This window comes from Aurantiacibacter marinus, from assembly GCF_001021555.1.
Lineage (GTDB): Bacteria > Pseudomonadota > Alphaproteobacteria > Sphingomonadales > Sphingomonadaceae > Alteraurantiacibacter > Alteraurantiacibacter marinus.
The window spans coordinates 67,224-81,889 of the sequence record NZ_LDCP01000002.1; the positions used below are offsets into that span (position 1 = coordinate 67,224).

The 14,666-nt window shown below is 57.8% G+C and carries 13 protein-coding genes; 12 read left to right on the forward strand and 1 reads right to left on the reverse strand.

Features of this window, described 5'->3' with window-relative positions:
* Positions 1-27 precede the first annotated feature (27 nt).
* Genes AB731_RS06660 through AB731_RS06700 form a run of 9 tightly spaced genes read left to right on the forward strand, consistent with a single transcriptional unit; the run spans position 28 to position 9,465 of the window.
* The gene (locus AB731_RS06660) at positions 28-645 is read left to right on the forward strand and encodes an NADH-quinone oxidoreductase subunit J (RefSeq protein WP_082126405.1); all 618 of its coding nucleotides are present in this window, start codon (positions 28-30) and stop codon (positions 643-645) included.
* Positions 642-962, forward strand: a complete 321-nt coding sequence (gene nuoK, locus AB731_RS06665; protein WP_047093785.1) for an NADH-quinone oxidoreductase subunit NuoK — start codon at positions 642-644, stop codon at positions 960-962. The genes AB731_RS06660 and nuoK overlap by 4 nt, the downstream gene beginning before the upstream one ends.
* Before the next feature lie 4 nt (positions 963-966).
* Positions 967-2,964 (forward strand): NADH-quinone oxidoreductase subunit L, encoded by a 1,998-nt coding sequence (gene nuoL, locus AB731_RS06670; protein WP_047093784.1) that lies wholly within the window; start codon positions 967-969, stop codon positions 2,962-2,964.
* Positions 2,964-4,505, forward strand: coding sequence for an NADH-quinone oxidoreductase subunit M (locus AB731_RS06675; protein WP_047093783.1), 1,542 nt, complete (start codon positions 2,964-2,966; stop codon positions 4,503-4,505). Before nuoL ends, AB731_RS06675 begins: the two co-directional genes overlap by 1 nt.
* Positions 4,505-5,968, forward strand: a complete 1,464-nt coding sequence (nuoN, locus tag AB731_RS06680; RefSeq protein WP_047093782.1) for an NADH-quinone oxidoreductase subunit NuoN — start codon at positions 4,505-4,507, stop codon at positions 5,966-5,968. The genes AB731_RS06675 and nuoN overlap by 1 nt, the downstream gene beginning before the upstream one ends.
* 13 nt (positions 5,969-5,981) lie before the next feature.
* A complete protein-coding gene (locus AB731_RS06685) occupies positions 5,982-6,722 on the forward strand; it encodes a biotin--[acetyl-CoA-carboxylase] ligase (RefSeq protein ID WP_047093781.1) in 741 nt (246 codons plus the stop codon).
* Positions 6,722-7,510 carry a type III pantothenate kinase gene (locus tag AB731_RS06690; RefSeq protein ID WP_047093780.1) on the forward strand — a complete coding sequence of 263 codons (789 nt, stop codon included), beginning with the start codon at positions 6,722-6,724 and terminating at the stop codon, positions 7,508-7,510. The genes AB731_RS06685 and AB731_RS06690 overlap by 1 nt, the downstream gene beginning before the upstream one ends.
* Entirely contained in the window at positions 7,510-9,162 is a 1,653-nt protein-coding gene (locus tag AB731_RS06695) for a ribonuclease J (RefSeq protein ID WP_047093779.1), read from the forward strand. The genes AB731_RS06690 and AB731_RS06695 overlap by 1 nt, the downstream gene beginning before the upstream one ends.
* 12 nt (positions 9,163-9,174) lie before the next feature.
* Positions 9,175-9,465 carry a DUF1467 family protein gene (locus AB731_RS06700; protein WP_047093778.1) on the forward strand — a complete coding sequence of 97 codons (291 nt, stop codon included), beginning with the start codon at positions 9,175-9,177 and terminating at the stop codon, positions 9,463-9,465.
* A 6-nt stretch (positions 9,466-9,471) separates the two neighbouring features.
* Here AB731_RS06700 and AB731_RS06705 read toward each other — a convergent pair whose 3' ends face one another.
* Positions 9,472-12,060, reverse strand: coding sequence for a coiled-coil domain-containing protein (locus AB731_RS06705; RefSeq protein ID WP_052769005.1), 2,589 nt, complete (start codon positions 12,058-12,060; stop codon positions 9,472-9,474).
* Positions 12,061-12,131: 71 nt separating this feature from the next.
* Here AB731_RS06705 and AB731_RS06710 point away from each other — a divergent pair, with 71 nt between their 5' ends.
* Genes AB731_RS06710 through AB731_RS06720 form a run of 3 tightly spaced genes read left to right on the forward strand, consistent with a single transcriptional unit; the run spans position 12,132 to position 14,664 of the window.
* The gene (locus AB731_RS06710; protein ID WP_047093777.1) at positions 12,132-12,437 is read left to right on the forward strand and encodes a hypothetical protein; all 306 of its coding nucleotides are present in this window, start codon (positions 12,132-12,134) and stop codon (positions 12,435-12,437) included.
* A 39-nt stretch (positions 12,438-12,476) separates the two neighbouring features.
* Positions 12,477-13,670 (forward strand): hypothetical protein, encoded by a 1,194-nt coding sequence (locus AB731_RS06715; RefSeq protein ID WP_156167404.1) that lies wholly within the window; start codon positions 12,477-12,479, stop codon positions 13,668-13,670.
* A gap of 34 nt (positions 13,671-13,704) precedes the next feature.
* The gene (locus AB731_RS06720) at positions 13,705-14,664 is read left to right on the forward strand and encodes a hypothetical protein (protein WP_047093775.1); all 960 of its coding nucleotides are present in this window, start codon (positions 13,705-13,707) and stop codon (positions 14,662-14,664) included.
* Positions 14,665-14,666 lie beyond the last annotated feature (2 nt).

The window sequence follows — 14,666 nt, forward strand, 5'->3', positions numbered from 1 at the left end:
CGCCGCAAGACTCGATAGGGGCATAATTTGACCGCGTTCGCTTTCTACCTGTTTGCCATACTCGTTATCGCCTCCGCGGCGATGACGATCCTTGCGCGCAACCCGGTGCATTCTGTGCTCTGGCTGATCCTGGCGTTCTTTAACGCGGCGGGCCTCATGGTCATCATCGGGGCCGAATTCCTCGCGATGCTGCTGGTCGTCGTTTACGTTGGTGCGGTCGCGGTATTGTTCCTGTTCGTCGTGATGATGCTCAACATTGATTTTGCAGAAATGCGCGCCGGTTTCATGAAAAACGCGCCGCTCGGTGTGGTGGTGGCGATCATCCTGCTGGCAGAGCTGGTGCTTGGTATCGGCGCATACCGCGCTGGCAAGCTGGATCTTGGAACGCCGCTGGGTGATGCAGCTCCGATGGCAGGAGCGAGCAATACCGAAGCTCTCGGCGTGCTGATGTACGGCAAGTATCTGTTCCTGTTCGAAGTGGCGGGCATCATCCTTCTGGTCGCCATGATCGGTGCGATTGTGCTGACCCATCGCGGGCAGCGCAGCACTCGCGGCCACCAGAACATCGCGAAGCAGAACGCGCGCCGTCCCGAAGACGCGACTATCAATGTGAAGCCGGAAATCGGCAAGGGGGTCGAGCTATGACCGGGATTTCAGGTATCGGTATCGAACATTACCTCGTCGTCAGTTCCATCCTGTTTGTGCTCGGTGTGCTGGGCATTTTTCTCAACCGCAAGAACATCATCGTCATTCTTATGGCGATCGAACTCATCTTGCTGGCGGTGAACATCAATCTGGTCGCGTTCAGTGCCTTTCTGGGTGATTTGAGCGGACAGGTTTTTGCCATGTTCGTTTTGACCGTTGCAGCGGGTGAAGCTGCCATTGGCTTGGCGATCCTCGTCATCTATTTCCGTTCGCGCGGCACGATCGCGGTGGACGATGTAACGCAGATGAAGGGCTAGGATCTTGCAGACCTCCATTCTGATTATCGTCTTCGCACCATTGCTCGCGGCTATCATCGCCGGCCTGGGCAACCGTATGCTCGGCAATTTTGCTTCCAAGCTGATCACAACGGGCGGGCTGTTCCTCGCCTGCGCCTTGAGCTGGCCGATCTTTATCGGGTTCCTCACCGGATCCGAAACCGCGACTGTTGTACCCGTGATGAAGTGGGTCGAAAGCGGCGCGATGAGCTTTGACTGGGCGCTACGCGTCGATACGCTCACCGCTGTAATGCTGGTGGTGGTGACCTCGGTCTCCGCGCTCGTCCATCTGTATAGCTGGGGCTATATGGAAGAAGACCCGGATCAGCCGCGCTTCTTCGCATACCTTTCGCTGTTCACTTTCGCCATGCTGATGCTGGTGACGGCCAACAACCTCGTCCAGATGTTCTTTGGCTGGGAGGGCGTGGGCCTTGCGAGTTATCTGCTGATCGGTTTCTGGTTCAAAAAGCCGAGCGCCAATGCCGCCGCGATCAAGGCTTTCGTGGTCAACCGCGTGGGCGACCTTGGCTTCATGCTCGGCATTTTCGGCACATTCCTGGTGTTCCAGACAACCAGCATTCCCGAAATTCTGGAAATGGCTCCGGCAATGAAGGGCGCAAGCTCCATCGGCTTCATGGGCATGCGTCTGGACACGATGACGATCCTTTGCATCCTGCTGTTCATCGGCGCGATGGGTAAGTCTGCACAGCTTGGCCTGCACACGTGGCTGCCGGACGCGATGGAAGGGCCAACGCCCGTCTCCGCATTGATCCACGCTGCAACCATGGTGACCGCAGGCGTGTTCATGGTGTGCCGCCTGTCACCGATGTTCGAAGCCGCGCCCGTGGCGCTTGCCTTCGTGACGGTGATCGGTGCCGCCACGTGCTTCTTCGCCGCGACAATCGGCACGACGCAGTGGGACATCAAGCGCGTAATCGCTTACTCCACCTGCTCGCAACTGGGCTACATGTTCTTCGCCGCAGGTGTGGGCGCATATGGCGCGGCGATGTTCCACCTGTTCACGCACGCCTTTTTCAAAGCGCTGCTGTTCCTTGGTGCAGGCAGCGTGATCCATGCGATGCATCACGAGCAGGACATGCGGTATTACGGCGGTTTGCGGAAGCAGATCCCGTTCACCTTCTGGGCGATGATGGCGGGTACGCTCGCGATTACAGGGGTTGGCGTTTATCACCTTGGCGCAGGCTTTGCCGGTTTCTGGTCCAAGGATGCGATCCTTGAGGTCGCCTATGCTTCAGCCGGTGCGTATTCCAACATGGCGTTCTGGCTCGGCACGTTCGCTGCGCTGCTCACCAGTTTCTACAGCTGGCGCCTGATGTTCCTGACCTTCTGGGGCAAGCCGCGCTGGATTGAGAGCGAGCACATCCAGCATGCTGTACACAAAACGCCTGATGAGGCTGGTGAGGACACGACTGGTGGATATCATCCGCACGAAAGCCCATGGACAATGCTGGTGCCGCTTGGTGTGTTGAGCGTCGGTGCGGTTTTCGCTGGCCAAATTTTCCATGACGCGTTCCTCGATCAGGAAAGCTTCTGGAACGGCTCTATCGCTTACAACGCAGCCCTGATGCACGCGATGCATGAAGTGCCGCTTCTGGTAAAATACGCAGCGTTCATCGTGATGATCCTAGGCTTTGTCGGCGCCTGGTATGCCTACATCCGCAACACGGACGTGCCGCGCCAAACCGTAGAGCAACTCGGCCCGATCCATACCTTCGTTTATCGCAAATGGATGTTCGACGAACTGTACGACAACATATTTGTGAAGCCCGCCTTTTGGCTCGGCCGCTTCTTCTGGAAGCGCGGCGATGAAGGCACGATCAATCGGTTCGGCCCTGACGGGGCGGCGTGGGTCGTGCTGCAAGGCTCCGGCCTCGCGAAGAAATTCCAGTCCGGACTTCTTACGAGTTACGCTTTGATCATGCTTATCGGCCTTGTCGCCGCTGTCACCTGGGTGCTGTTCTAATGGGCGGCTTCCCGATCCTCTCCGCCATGCTTGCCGTGCCGCTTATCGGCGCGATTGCCTGTTTGTTCGTCGGCGCGAATTCGGCCCGCATGATCGCCTTGGTCGCCACGCTGGCAAACCTCGCGCTCGGTATTGTGCTGTGGGTGAATTACGACATCGGCGGGGCGCAATGGCAGTTCCAAGAATATCACGCGATCTTCGCAGGCTTTGCGTATGCCTTGGGCATTGATGGTATTGCGCTGATGCTGATCATGCTCAGCGTGTTCCTGATGCCGATCTGTATTGGCGCAAGCTGGACCGCGATCACAAAGCGTGTCGGCGAATATATGGCCGCATTCCTGTTTATGGAAACGCTGATGATCGGCGTATTCGCAGCGCAGGATCTGTTCCTGTTCTACATTTTCTTCGAAGCCGGCTTGATCCCGATGTACCTGATCATCGGCGTGTGGGGCGGCGACAACCGGATTTACGCCAGCTACAAATTCTTCCTCTACACGCTGCTCGGCTCCGTCCTGATGCTGATCGCGATGCTGTGGATGGCGAATGCGGCGGGCACGACTTTCATACCATATCTGATGGAATATGACTTCGCGGCAGAAGCACAGACCTGGCTGTGGCTAGCGTTCTTCGCCAGTTTCGCTGTTAAGATGCCGATGTGGCCAGTCCACACGTGGCTGCCCGATGCGCACGTTCAGGCGCCGACTGCTGGCTCCGTAATCCTTGCGGGCGTCTTGCTGAAGCTGGGTGGTTACGGCTTTATCCGTTTCAGCCTGCCGATGTTCCCCGATGCAAGCGCGCAGTTCGTGTGGCTCGTCTGGGGCCTCTCCATGATCGCGGTGGTTGTCACCAGCCTGATTGCGCTGGTTCAACATGATATGAAGAAGCTGATCGCCTATTCCTCAGTCGCCCATATGGGCATCGTGACGGTCGGCCTGTTCGCTTTCAACGTGCAAGGGATTGAAGGCGCGATGATGATCATGCTGGGACACGGTCTGGTGTCAGCGGCATTGTTCCTGTGTGTTGGGGTGATTTATGATCGGCTGCACACCCGGGAAATTTCCCGCTACGGCGGCCTCAGCATCAACATGCCAGCCTATGCCACCCTGTTCCTGCTGTTCACCATGGCCAGTGTCGGACTGCCGGGGACTAGCAACTTCGTCGGTGAATTTCTGGCGCTAGCGGGCATCTATCAAATCAACAGCTGGGTCGCCTTTGTCTGCACCACCGGCATCATTCTGGGCGCAGCTTACATGCTTTATCTCTATCGCCGTGTCTGTTTTGGCCAGCAGGTCAACGACGATGCGGCCGCTATGCCGGATTTATCCAAACGCGAATATCTCCTTCTGGCCCCAATCGCTGCGGCGGTATTGTGGATGGGCGTGTATCCTGAAAGTTTCCTCGCTCCTATGCGGGCAGATATCCAGTGGCTCGACGAGCGGCTTGCTGCGGCAGAGCCAGAGAGCGACGCACACCTTGTGGTTGGCGAGCCGCTTCCGGTGACTGAAACCGAGCACGATGTCGCTGAAGGGGAGGCGCACTGATGGACTTTGCACCTTCCTTCGCGCTGATCGCGCCTGAGCTGGTTCTCGGCATTACCGGCCTCACGCTCGTGCTGGTTGCTGCCTATGGCGGCGATAAGTTCGCGCGCCTTTCCAGCATCATCGCTGCTGTCGCCTTTGGCGGAGCCTTTGCTCTGGTCGCTCCTGCCGTTTGCGCTGGCGCTAGCGGACCGGATACGCTTGCGTTTGGCGGGCTGTTCCGCGCCGATGCCTTTGCCGGGATCGCCAAGCTGATGATCTTCGCTGCATCCGGCGCAACGTTGGTGATTGCGCCGCGATTCTTCGAGAAGATCGGGTGGATGAAGACGGAATTTCCGATCCTGATCCTGTTTGCAGCGCTTGGCATGAGCATCATGGTTTCGGCAAATGATCTGCTGACGCTGTACATGGGCCTGGAGCTGAATTCTCTGTCTGCTTATGTGCTTGCTGCCATGCTCCGCGATGATGAGCGTTCTGCCGAAGCGGGCCTGAAATATTTCGTGCTGGGCGCGCTCGCCAGCGGTATTCTGCTGTTCGGGATGAGCCTGATCTACGGCTTTACCGGGACGACCAATTTCGAAGGCATCGCTGTTGCGGTATCGGGCGGGCTTAACACAGGCATGCTGTTCGGTCTAATTTTCGTGCTGGCAGGGCTGGCATTCAAGATCAGCGCCGCGCCGTTCCATATGTGGACGCCCGACGTTTACGAAGGCGCGCCAACGCCGGTGACGATGTTCTTCGCCAGCGCACCAAAGGTTGCCGCAGTGGTATTGCTCACGCGCGTTTCCATGGAAGCGTTCGGAACGCAGGCCGCTGCATGGCAGCAGGTCGTGATCGCGGCTGCCTTGCTCTCAATCATCATCGGTGCATTGGGCGCGATCGGCCAGACCAATATCAAACGGTTGCTGGCGTACTCCTCCATCAACAACGTCGGCTTTATCCTGATCGGTCTTGCTGCGGCGACGGCTTCCGGCATTAGCGCGCTGCTTGTCTATCTGGCGATCTATGTCGTGATGACAATCGGCAGTTTTGTCGCAGTGCTGCTGATGCGCGATGCAGACGGCAACCAGCTTGAAGGCATTTCGGATCTTGCCGGTCTTGCCACAACACGCCCGGCGCTTGCCTGGTCGCTGATGGCGCTGATGTTCAGCCTTGCTGGCATTCCGCCGCTGTTCGGCTTCTGGGGCAAGTTCGTGGTGTTCCAGGCTGCTGTTCAGGCGGACATGCTGGCGCTCGCTGCCATCGGTATTGCAGCCAGCGTGATTGGTGCGTTCTATTATATCAAGATCGTCAAGGTGATGTTCTTTGATGAGGCTGCGGACACGATCAAGGGCGAGGGCGACAGACCCCATTGGGCGCTGCTTCTGATCTGCGCTGCGATCATTTCGCCTTTGGGCTACTTCCTCACACCTTGGCTCGGCAATCTGGCGGACATGGCGGCGACATCGCTGGCGCTACCTGCGTAAGGCAGGCCCCCGCTTGATAGAAACTGTTCCCGAAACTGGCAGCACGAATGCAGATCTGCTCGCGCGTATTGCGTCGGGGTCAGGCATCGAAGAAGATTTCTGGCTGAGGGCTGAGCGGCAGACATCGGGCCGCGGGCGAATGGGCCGTAAATGGGTCAGTTCTCCGGGCAATCTTTTTTGCAGCACTGCCATAGTCATCGCGCCAGGTGATCCTTCACCAGCCAGCTTGTCTTTTGTAGCGGGGCTGGCGCTCCACGATGTTGTCAAAGGGTGCCTGTTCGATCACACGCCCATGCTGCTGAAATGGCCGAATGACCTGCTTGTGCGGGAAGCCAAAATTGCCGGCATCCTGCTGGAGCGGCAAGGCGATCATGTGGTTGCCGGATTCGGTGTTAATGTGTCTCATGCCCCCGAGATCGCTGACCGCAAGACAACGCATATCGGCTATGAAAACGGCAAATTTGGCAATGGGCCGGATGGTGTTCTTGATTTGCTCGCGCCCGCGATGGCGCAGCGCCTGCAGGACTGGCGCAACTTGCCGTTATCCCACACGCTTGCAGAATGGCTGGTGCGCAGCCATCGCTTTGACGACCGTTTGCGTGTGGTCGATAGCGATGGAGAGGTTCTGTGCGGCAGTTTTCGCGGTCTTACGCCAGACGGTGCCTTGCGCTTGCAGCCTATCGGCGCGGCGGAATGCGCGGTACACGCAGGCGATGTGCTGTTGGACTGGCACGATAACAATGAGGACAGATAATGCTGCTGGCGGTTGATGTCGGAAACACCAATGTGGTTTTCGCCCTTTTCGAAGGTGCCGAGATCAAGACGCGCTGGCGCATTGCGACCGATCCGCGCCGTACGGGCGATGAATACGCCACGTGGCTGATGCAGCTGCTGGCGATGGAAGGACTGGATCGCAGCTCTGTCGACCAGATAATCTATTCCTCAGTTGTCCCGCGCGCGGACCACAATCTTACGGTGCTTGCGAACAAGTATTTCAACGTGGATCCCATGTTTGCGGGGCAGGGCGCTGCAGCATGGGATTTCGAGATCGACGTCGAGCAACCAAACACGCTTGGGGCCGACCGCGCGCTCAATTGCATAGCCGCGCACGAATTGGTCGGCGGCGACATGATCGTGGTCGATTTCGGCACTGCGACCAAATTCGAAGCAGTCGATTTCAATGGAGCCTACAAAGGCGGGATCATCGCGCCGGGCATCAATCTTTCGCTGGATGCTTTGGTTGGCAAGACTGCAAAGCTCCCGCGCATCGCCATTCGCGCACCAGATAACGCCAGTGTAATTGGTCGAAATACCGAAGACCAGATGTTGATAGGCGTATTCTGGGGCTATGTTGCGATGATGGAAGGCCTGATTGAACGTATGAAAGCGGAAATAGGTAGGCCTGTAACGGTTGTAGCGACGGGCGGGCTCGCCATATTGTTTGATGAGAAAACTGACATCTTCGATCGGATAGATGCCGATCTAACAATTCGCGGCCTGCAGATCCTTGCAGACAGGGCTTCCCGCCGCGCAGGAGCATAATGAAAAAAGATTATACCCCGCAGGACGAGCTCCTGTTTCTGGCTTTGGGCGGATCCGGCGAAATTGGCATGAATGTCAATCTGTATGGCTGTCAGGGCAAATGGCTGATGGTCGATCTGGGCATGAGCTTTGGTGCTAATGAATACCCCGGTACCGAACTGATGTTCGCCGATCCGGAATTCATCGAGGAACGGGCAGACGATCTGCTCGGTATCGTGCTGACCCATGCGCATGAAGATCATATTGGCGCGATTCCCTATTTCGCGGGCGAATTGGGCGTGCCGCTTTACGCAACGCCATTCACCGCCGATCTGATCCGCCGCAAGCTGGACGAGGCGGGGTTGACCAAGTCCATCGAACTGAACGTGATCGATGATGACCACGGTAGTTTCGATATAGGGCCATTTGGCATCACCTACTTGCCGCTCGCCCACTCGATTGCAGAAGGCAATGCCCTGCTGATCGAGACGCCGTACGGCAATGTGTTCCACACAGGCGACTGGAAGCTGGACGAAGAACCTATCATCGGCGAACCAACCACTGAAGAAGAACTGATAGAAATCGGTGACGACGGCGTTCTTGCGCTGGTGTGCGATTCCACCAATGTCTTCAATCCAGAACCCTCTGGCAGTGAAGGCGCGGTCTATCGCGGCTTGCTTGACGAGGCGAAGAAGCACGGCGGCAAGCGAATCCTGGTAACAACCTTCGCCTCCAACGTGGCGCGATTGCAGACTTTGGGTGAGGTGGCGAAGGAAACCGGGCGACAGCTGTGCGTTGCCGGACGTTCGCTCGACCGGATTATCGAAGTGTCCAAGGCTAATGGTTATTTGCGCGACTTCCCCGATGTCGTGCGGTTCGACGAAGCGATGGGGGTCCCGCGCGGTGAGTTGATGATCCTGGCCACCGGCGGGCAGGGCGAGCCGCGTGCGGCGTTAAGCCGCATCGCGGATGACAATCACCCGCTCAAACTGGTTAGAGGCGATGTCGTGCTGTTCTCAAGCCGTGTGATACCCGGCAATGATCTTGCGATCGGGCGGGTCCAGAACCAGCTGGCGGAACGTGGCATTCAGATGGTGACTGATCGCCAAAGTGAAATTCATGTCTCCGGCCACCCGGGAAGGCCTGAACTCGAAGCACTGTATGGCTGGCTGCGGCCGGATATCCTTGTGCCGGTCCATGGTGAAATTCGTCATATGCAGGAACAGACCCGCGTTGGCCGAGCTAGCGGCATCGAGCACAATGTTTTCCAGAAAAACGGCGATATTGTTCGCCTTGCCCCTGGCAAGCCTGAAAAACTTGCACAGATCCACACGGGCCGGCTTGTGCTTGACGGCGACATAATTGTGCCTGCCGATGGCGATGCCGTGACAATGCGTCGGCGGCTTTCTCGCGATGGTATGTTGATCGTAGTGCTGGACGGCGAAGGCGGGGTGGAGATCGAAGGCGTCGGTCTGCCGCTCGATGAAGATTATCCCAGCTTCGTGGCTGAGGCGAAGGCCGATGTTGTCGATGCGCTGTTGAAATTGCGCAAGGGCCGCAAGGATGACCCTGACGCGATAAAGGAAGCCGCGCGCCTCGCGGCGCGCAGGGCAGCCCAAAGGTGGTCTGGCAAGAAGCCGCAAACCCGTGTCATTGCCCTTGGCGAACAATAACGGGTACTTCGCGTGAAGCTGACGTCCATAATTGCAATTTATGCCCTGTTCTGGGTGATGAGCGCTTTTCTGCTGCTGCCTTTTGGCGTGCGTACGGCGGATGAGGCGGGCGAGAAGAAAGTGCCAGGCCAGGCAGATAGTGCGCCTGTAAATTTCCGTCCCGGCAAGATCGCCTTGCGCGCCACCATTCTGGCGGCTGTGCTTTGCGCTCTGTATATCGCCAATTATTTTGAAGGTTGGATCACTGTGGATGACATCAACATATTCGGTACACCGCCAGGTTACGGCTCTCCCGAGAGCTGAACCGCGTTAGTTGCGCAGCCGTTCAATCGCCTGTGCAAGCGCGACGTAAAGCTTACCGGTGTCACTTGATAACAGCGTAACGGCAAGCGCATTGCCGTCGCGGGTGGACAGAACTTCCCGCAGCATCGCCTCGAAATCATGGATGAAGCGATTGACCGTTTCACGGAATTCGCTGTCCTCGCCGTAAACCTCTGCCACATTGCGTGAGTCATGACGGCTGAGAAGGCGCACCGCACGGCGCGTGAAAATACCCCGGTCACCGCGCAGGTAATTGGCCCATTGCGTGTCGGAAACCTCTGTGTCGAAGGCCTTTGCGATGTCGATGGCTGACGAATTCAGCGATTCCGTGATCAGCGCCATCCGCCGGGAGAAATCACTGTCGATCTTCTCCTCAGCCCGTTCTCGCGCCGTCGTGATGCGCTGCTCAAGATTACCAGTCAATTCATTCACCAGCGCGAGCTGATCGCGCAGGTCCACAGTGGTTTCGCGCCCCCGCGCGGCTGCCTGAGAGACAGCCTCTTCCAGTTCTTCTATCGAAGCGGTCGTGTGGTGCTGGATGGCTTCTGCGACGCGGATACGGCTGTCTTCAGCGATGCGGTTTGCGATCTCTTCAACAACTTCGCGGTGATTGTCGCGTAAGCTCTCGATTGCATGGGTGGATGACCCTGCCAGCAGATCAATCGCTTCGCGCAATTGCCCCGAAGTATGATCGGCCAGTTTCGCGCTCTCAGCGGCGACGAGCCCGATATGCGCTTCCAGCGCCTGCATATCTGCCAAAGTCGATGCGCCGCTTTGCTGCGCGGAACCAATATGCGATGCCAGAGATTCTCCGCGCGCCTCTGCCTGGGTGACCAGATCGTGCAGACGGCTCGCCTCTTCACCAAACCTTGCCAGTCGCGCTTCAGCTTCACCAACTGCGTCTGACAATGCGCCTTGTGAATGATCTGCACCGGAGCGAATGATTTCCAGAAGACGAACACCATCGTCGGTCAGGCGGGCAATATGGGCTGTATTTTCGTCAAGCAATTCACGGCTTTGGGTAAGGCGCGCTGCAAAAGATTCGGCTGCTGTATCAAGAGAGCCAGTGGTATCTTCCCCATCCTGCGCGAGCCTGCGGAGATCGGAGTCGATCCTATTGATACGAGCGGCAAGCTCTTCACTGCGCTCACCCAGCGAATTCAGCAGAGCAAGATAGTCGTCCTGCCGCCGCGCCAGCTTCGCATCATACGTTGTCAGCCGCGACTCCATGTCGTCCAGCGCTTCTGTCTGCATCCGAGCGGCCGATTCCCGCCGGTGCTGCAATTCGCTATCGAAAGACACAAGGCTTGCCGATATGCGCATTTCGACTTGCGCGGCTTCTTCGGACAAGGCGGCAAGGCGGCGGCGTGCGCTTTCCATCGCCTGCTCATCCGTTTGCGCAACTTCGGCAATGGCTTCTGCCATGCGCGTTTCAAGGGCGCTGACCGCTTCGCTCCAAGCACTGACCGCATGTTCGCGGCCATCAGCAAGCGCGCCGAGCAACCGCTCCCCTTCGCCGGTAAGCGTGGCGATCTGGTTGCGTAACGCGGCCAGTGCGGCATCCTCTGCCTCCCGCTGTTCTGTCTCCCGTTCTGCCAGCAGGCCCGCCATTTCGTCAGCGCGGACCCGAATGGATTCGAGCGCAGCATCCTCGGACTCGACCATGTCGGTGCGGAACGCCTCGCTTACATCGCGGAGCTTCCCGAAGCGCGCCTGTGTAACCTCCCCCAAGGCAGCGATCTGCATATCGAACGCATCGAGAGTTGCAGTGACCTTTGCGCTGATGGTTTCGACGTGTTTCTCGCCAGCTTCGCCAAACTGGTTGAGCCGGTCAAACCCGCTCACCAACGCTTCTATCTGGCCATGAGCAACATTTCCGGCGTTGCCGATCTGGTTGCTCATATCCCGCGCTGCGTTTGAAAGCACGGGCAATTGATCGCGCAGACTTTCCATGTTGGCCAAGGCGCTAGTGCTTACCGAACCGAGGGTTTCGACCTGCGCACCATTATCGCTGATGAGTTCCTGCAGCCGTGCTGCATTGGTAGATAGCCGCTCTGTCGCGACGCGGCCGAGAGACTCAAGGTCACGCGACTGGGAAGCAATGAAATCCCTTGCGAGACTCAGCTCTCTGTTGACGATCGTCAAACGTGTTTCAAGCTGACCTGACTCATATGCAAGCGCACGGGCCGCATCGGTAAACCGGTTGGCTTCGCGGCGGCTGTTGCGCATCGCCAGCAACCATAAACCGATCACGAGAAGAACTGGCACCGACCACGTTGAAATCCACTGAGACCACTGCTGGGCACTAGCACCTGCAAGTATTTCCTGATGATGGACCCAGCCAAAAAAACCTGTCCAGCCAAGCACCGCAGCAATGGCCAATGCAGGAACAATCCATGTGCCACGCGGACTGGCAGGGATTTCCTCTTCATCCCAATCAGCTCCAGCTGGTTCTTCGAATGCTATTTCCGCATTCGTCAATTCCAGAGTTATTTCGTCTTCGTTCCGGCCGAAAGTCGGCTCGATATTGATATCGTTTCCCTCTTCAGAGGGCAGGATGCTGCGTCGTCGTGTCATAGCGGGACAATTAGCACATTGAAGGGTGCATGAAACCCCGCCTTAACCGGTTCTGCCCCATGGCTTTACGAATGGCATATGCACACGGCGATTTCGAACTGACACTCACCGCTGCCGCTGGGGATGATCCAGCGCTTTTTGCGGAATTGCGCGCCTGTTTCGTGGAGAGCCTCGCGATCCAGATCGATTTGTTGAAACGCGCGCGGTGTGACGGGAACTGGACAATGGCGGCGCAGCGCCTGCGCGGACTTGCTGCCAGCTTTCATTCCGGCGACCTCGTGGCGCTGGCTGATGAAGCCCTGGACGGCGCCCCTGGCGATCCGGCAGTGTTGCGCAAACTCGGCGCTTTTGCCGACGGATTTTCTTCACAGTCATAATCACACCGCTTGGCAGCATGGAGCGCGATCACTAGCTTGATGGCTCAAACCCGCTGTCAGGAGCATTACCACTTGCGAGCCGCATTGATCAGCCTGCCGCAGCCGGGGGAGGACGCGCAGCCCTCCCTCGCAGGCAAAACCATCGCACAGCGGCAATTGCTGTTCGCGCGGGAGTGCGGCTGCACAATGGTAATCGCTCACGGTGGCGGCGCTTCGGAGGATGCTATTGCCATGCGCCACGCGGCAGAAAAGGCGGGCATGCGCTATCAGGTGATTTCCAATACACACGCTTTATCCGGCGCGATTGGCAATAACGACACCTTGCTGGTGTTGCAGCCAGGCCTGTTGCCGGAAGCGAAGCAAGCTCTTGATTTGCTTCGCGCAGAGGGCGACCGGCTGCTGATAGTGTCCGCCGGACCGGGTGCCGCGGCAGGTCTGGAACGGATCGACCTTGACCGCGCGTGGGGCGGGGCGATGACATTGCCGGGTAGCTGGCTTGAACGTCTCGGCGGGTTGCCCGAAGATGCGGCCCCGCATGCGGCATTGCTGCGAATTGCGCTGCAGCAGCGCCTGCCTGAAGCACGAATGGCCGATACTGTGCTGGATGATGGCCGCTGGATGATTGTCGACAGTGAAGAGACTGCAAGATGGCGGGAAAAGGGGTGGTTGCGAGACCACCTTGGGGATTCGTCTTCAGGGCAGTTTTCCCGCTGGATCGCGCAGCAAACAATTGGCCGGGCAGGGTCATGGTTGGTGGAGCGCGCATGGTCACGGCCAGCTTTTTTGGGGTTTGCGGCAGTCTTGCTCGGCAGTTCGGTCGCGGCAGCCATCTACGATAGCCCGGTTGCCGCTTTTGCCCTGGCAGCGCTATCTGTGCCGGTTCTTGAAGCTTTTTTCGCCCTGTCCCGGCTGATCGCCGCACCTTTTGGCCGGACCAGACGGTTATACTTGTTGCGCCATGCGGTCGATGCAGCGCTTCTAACTGTCAGCCTGCTTTCTATCGACAGTCTGTGGTACCGTGCCGCTTTTCCGTCTTTCGTCTTGATAATTGCTCTTGTGTTGCTGGATCGCGGCGTAGTCAGGCCGTTGATCGAACCATTGTGCGACAGAGGCCTAGTCGCCGTATCGATAGCTGCGTTGGCGGTTCTGACTTCGTCTGAAATTGCCATAATGCTGGTTGCATTCGTCGTATTGGCCGCCAGACTTTCGCCCGATGCAAAAAATAGCGGCTAACGCGGAATTAACGGTAACAGGGTAAGCCGCACGCATGAGCGAACATGGTCAACCCGGCGCCCCGGCGGAAACGTTAGAAGTCGTGCTACGTGCAGAAGTGGCGCATGGCGACGCTATAATCGCCACTACTGGCCCGGTCTTGCATCACTTGCTGGTGAATGATGACCAGACGCTCTTCAGCGATCTGGTGATTGCCCGGGTACGCGGCATGATGGCGGACATCGCAAGGCAATTGCTTTTCGCTGTAGCCGAAGAGAACGGCTATTCGGATAAATCCGCATTTACGGCAGAACATGCAAACGATTTGGCTGTGTCCTTGCTGGCACAAGCAGATTTGCTCTCGCATGCCCACGCCTTGACGATCGAGGCGCAGACTACAGACCGGCTTGCCCAGCGTAACGGGATTGACCCTGTCCTTCCCTCGTTACTGCAAGAGCTTGCATCATCATCGGATGCAGAAGTTGCCGGAAGTGCCATGCGGGTTCTGGCATCGCAGGCACGCTTCATGCAGCAACAGCGCCGCATGAGCCTGCCTCTAAACGAACTGCCCGAAGACTTGCTTGATCTCTGCCTGTCTGTTCTGCGCAGCATATTTCCCGAGAGCGAGAGCGCCTTGACCCGAACCGAAACGCACATTCGCGGCGGCTATGACCCTGCAGCGCGCCGCGTTGGTCTGATCGGACAGCTCATTACAAACATGAAGCAGGACGCGGTCCGCACCATTGACATCGACCGCGCGGGCGTCGCAATTTTCGCCACCGGACTTGCTATGGCAACTGGTCAGTCACGCGATAAGACCATCCTGACGCTGGGTGAAAAGCAGTGCGCGCGCCTTTCTTTAAGCCTGCTGTCGGCGGGTCTGAAGCATACCGATGTTGAGGACCAGTTTCTGTTCCTGCATCCCGAAGTCGAATTGCCTGAGGGATTTCAAGCCCTGACCAAAGATCGTGCAGCAGCCATGTTGGCAGTAGCACGCCCGGAGGAAATGCGCTGACC

Coding starts and splice junctions, on each gene's coding strand:
- AB731_RS06695 (WP_047093779.1), top strand. CDS start 7,510: ATGAAAAAAGATTATACCCCGCAGGACGAGCTCCTGTTTCTGGCTTTG.
- AB731_RS06705 (WP_052769005.1), bottom strand. CDS start 12,060: ATGACACGACGACGCAGCATCCTGCCCTCTGAAGAGGGAAACGATATC.
- nuoK (WP_047093785.1), top strand. CDS start 642: ATGACCGGGATTTCAGGTATCGGTATCGAACATTACCTCGTCGTCAGT.
- AB731_RS06715 (WP_156167404.1), top strand. CDS start 12,477: ATGGCTCAAACCCGCTGTCAGGAGCATTACCACTTGCGAGCCGCATTG.
- AB731_RS06690 (WP_047093780.1), top strand. CDS start 6,722: ATGCTGCTGGCGGTTGATGTCGGAAACACCAATGTGGTTTTCGCCCTT.
- AB731_RS06710 (WP_047093777.1), top strand. CDS start 12,132: ATGGCATATGCACACGGCGATTTCGAACTGACACTCACCGCTGCCGCT.
- nuoN (WP_047093782.1), top strand. CDS start 4,505: ATGGACTTTGCACCTTCCTTCGCGCTGATCGCGCCTGAGCTGGTTCTC.
- AB731_RS06720 (WP_047093775.1), top strand. CDS start 13,705: ATGAGCGAACATGGTCAACCCGGCGCCCCGGCGGAAACGTTAGAAGTC.
- AB731_RS06675 (WP_047093783.1), top strand. CDS start 2,964: ATGGGCGGCTTCCCGATCCTCTCCGCCATGCTTGCCGTGCCGCTTATC.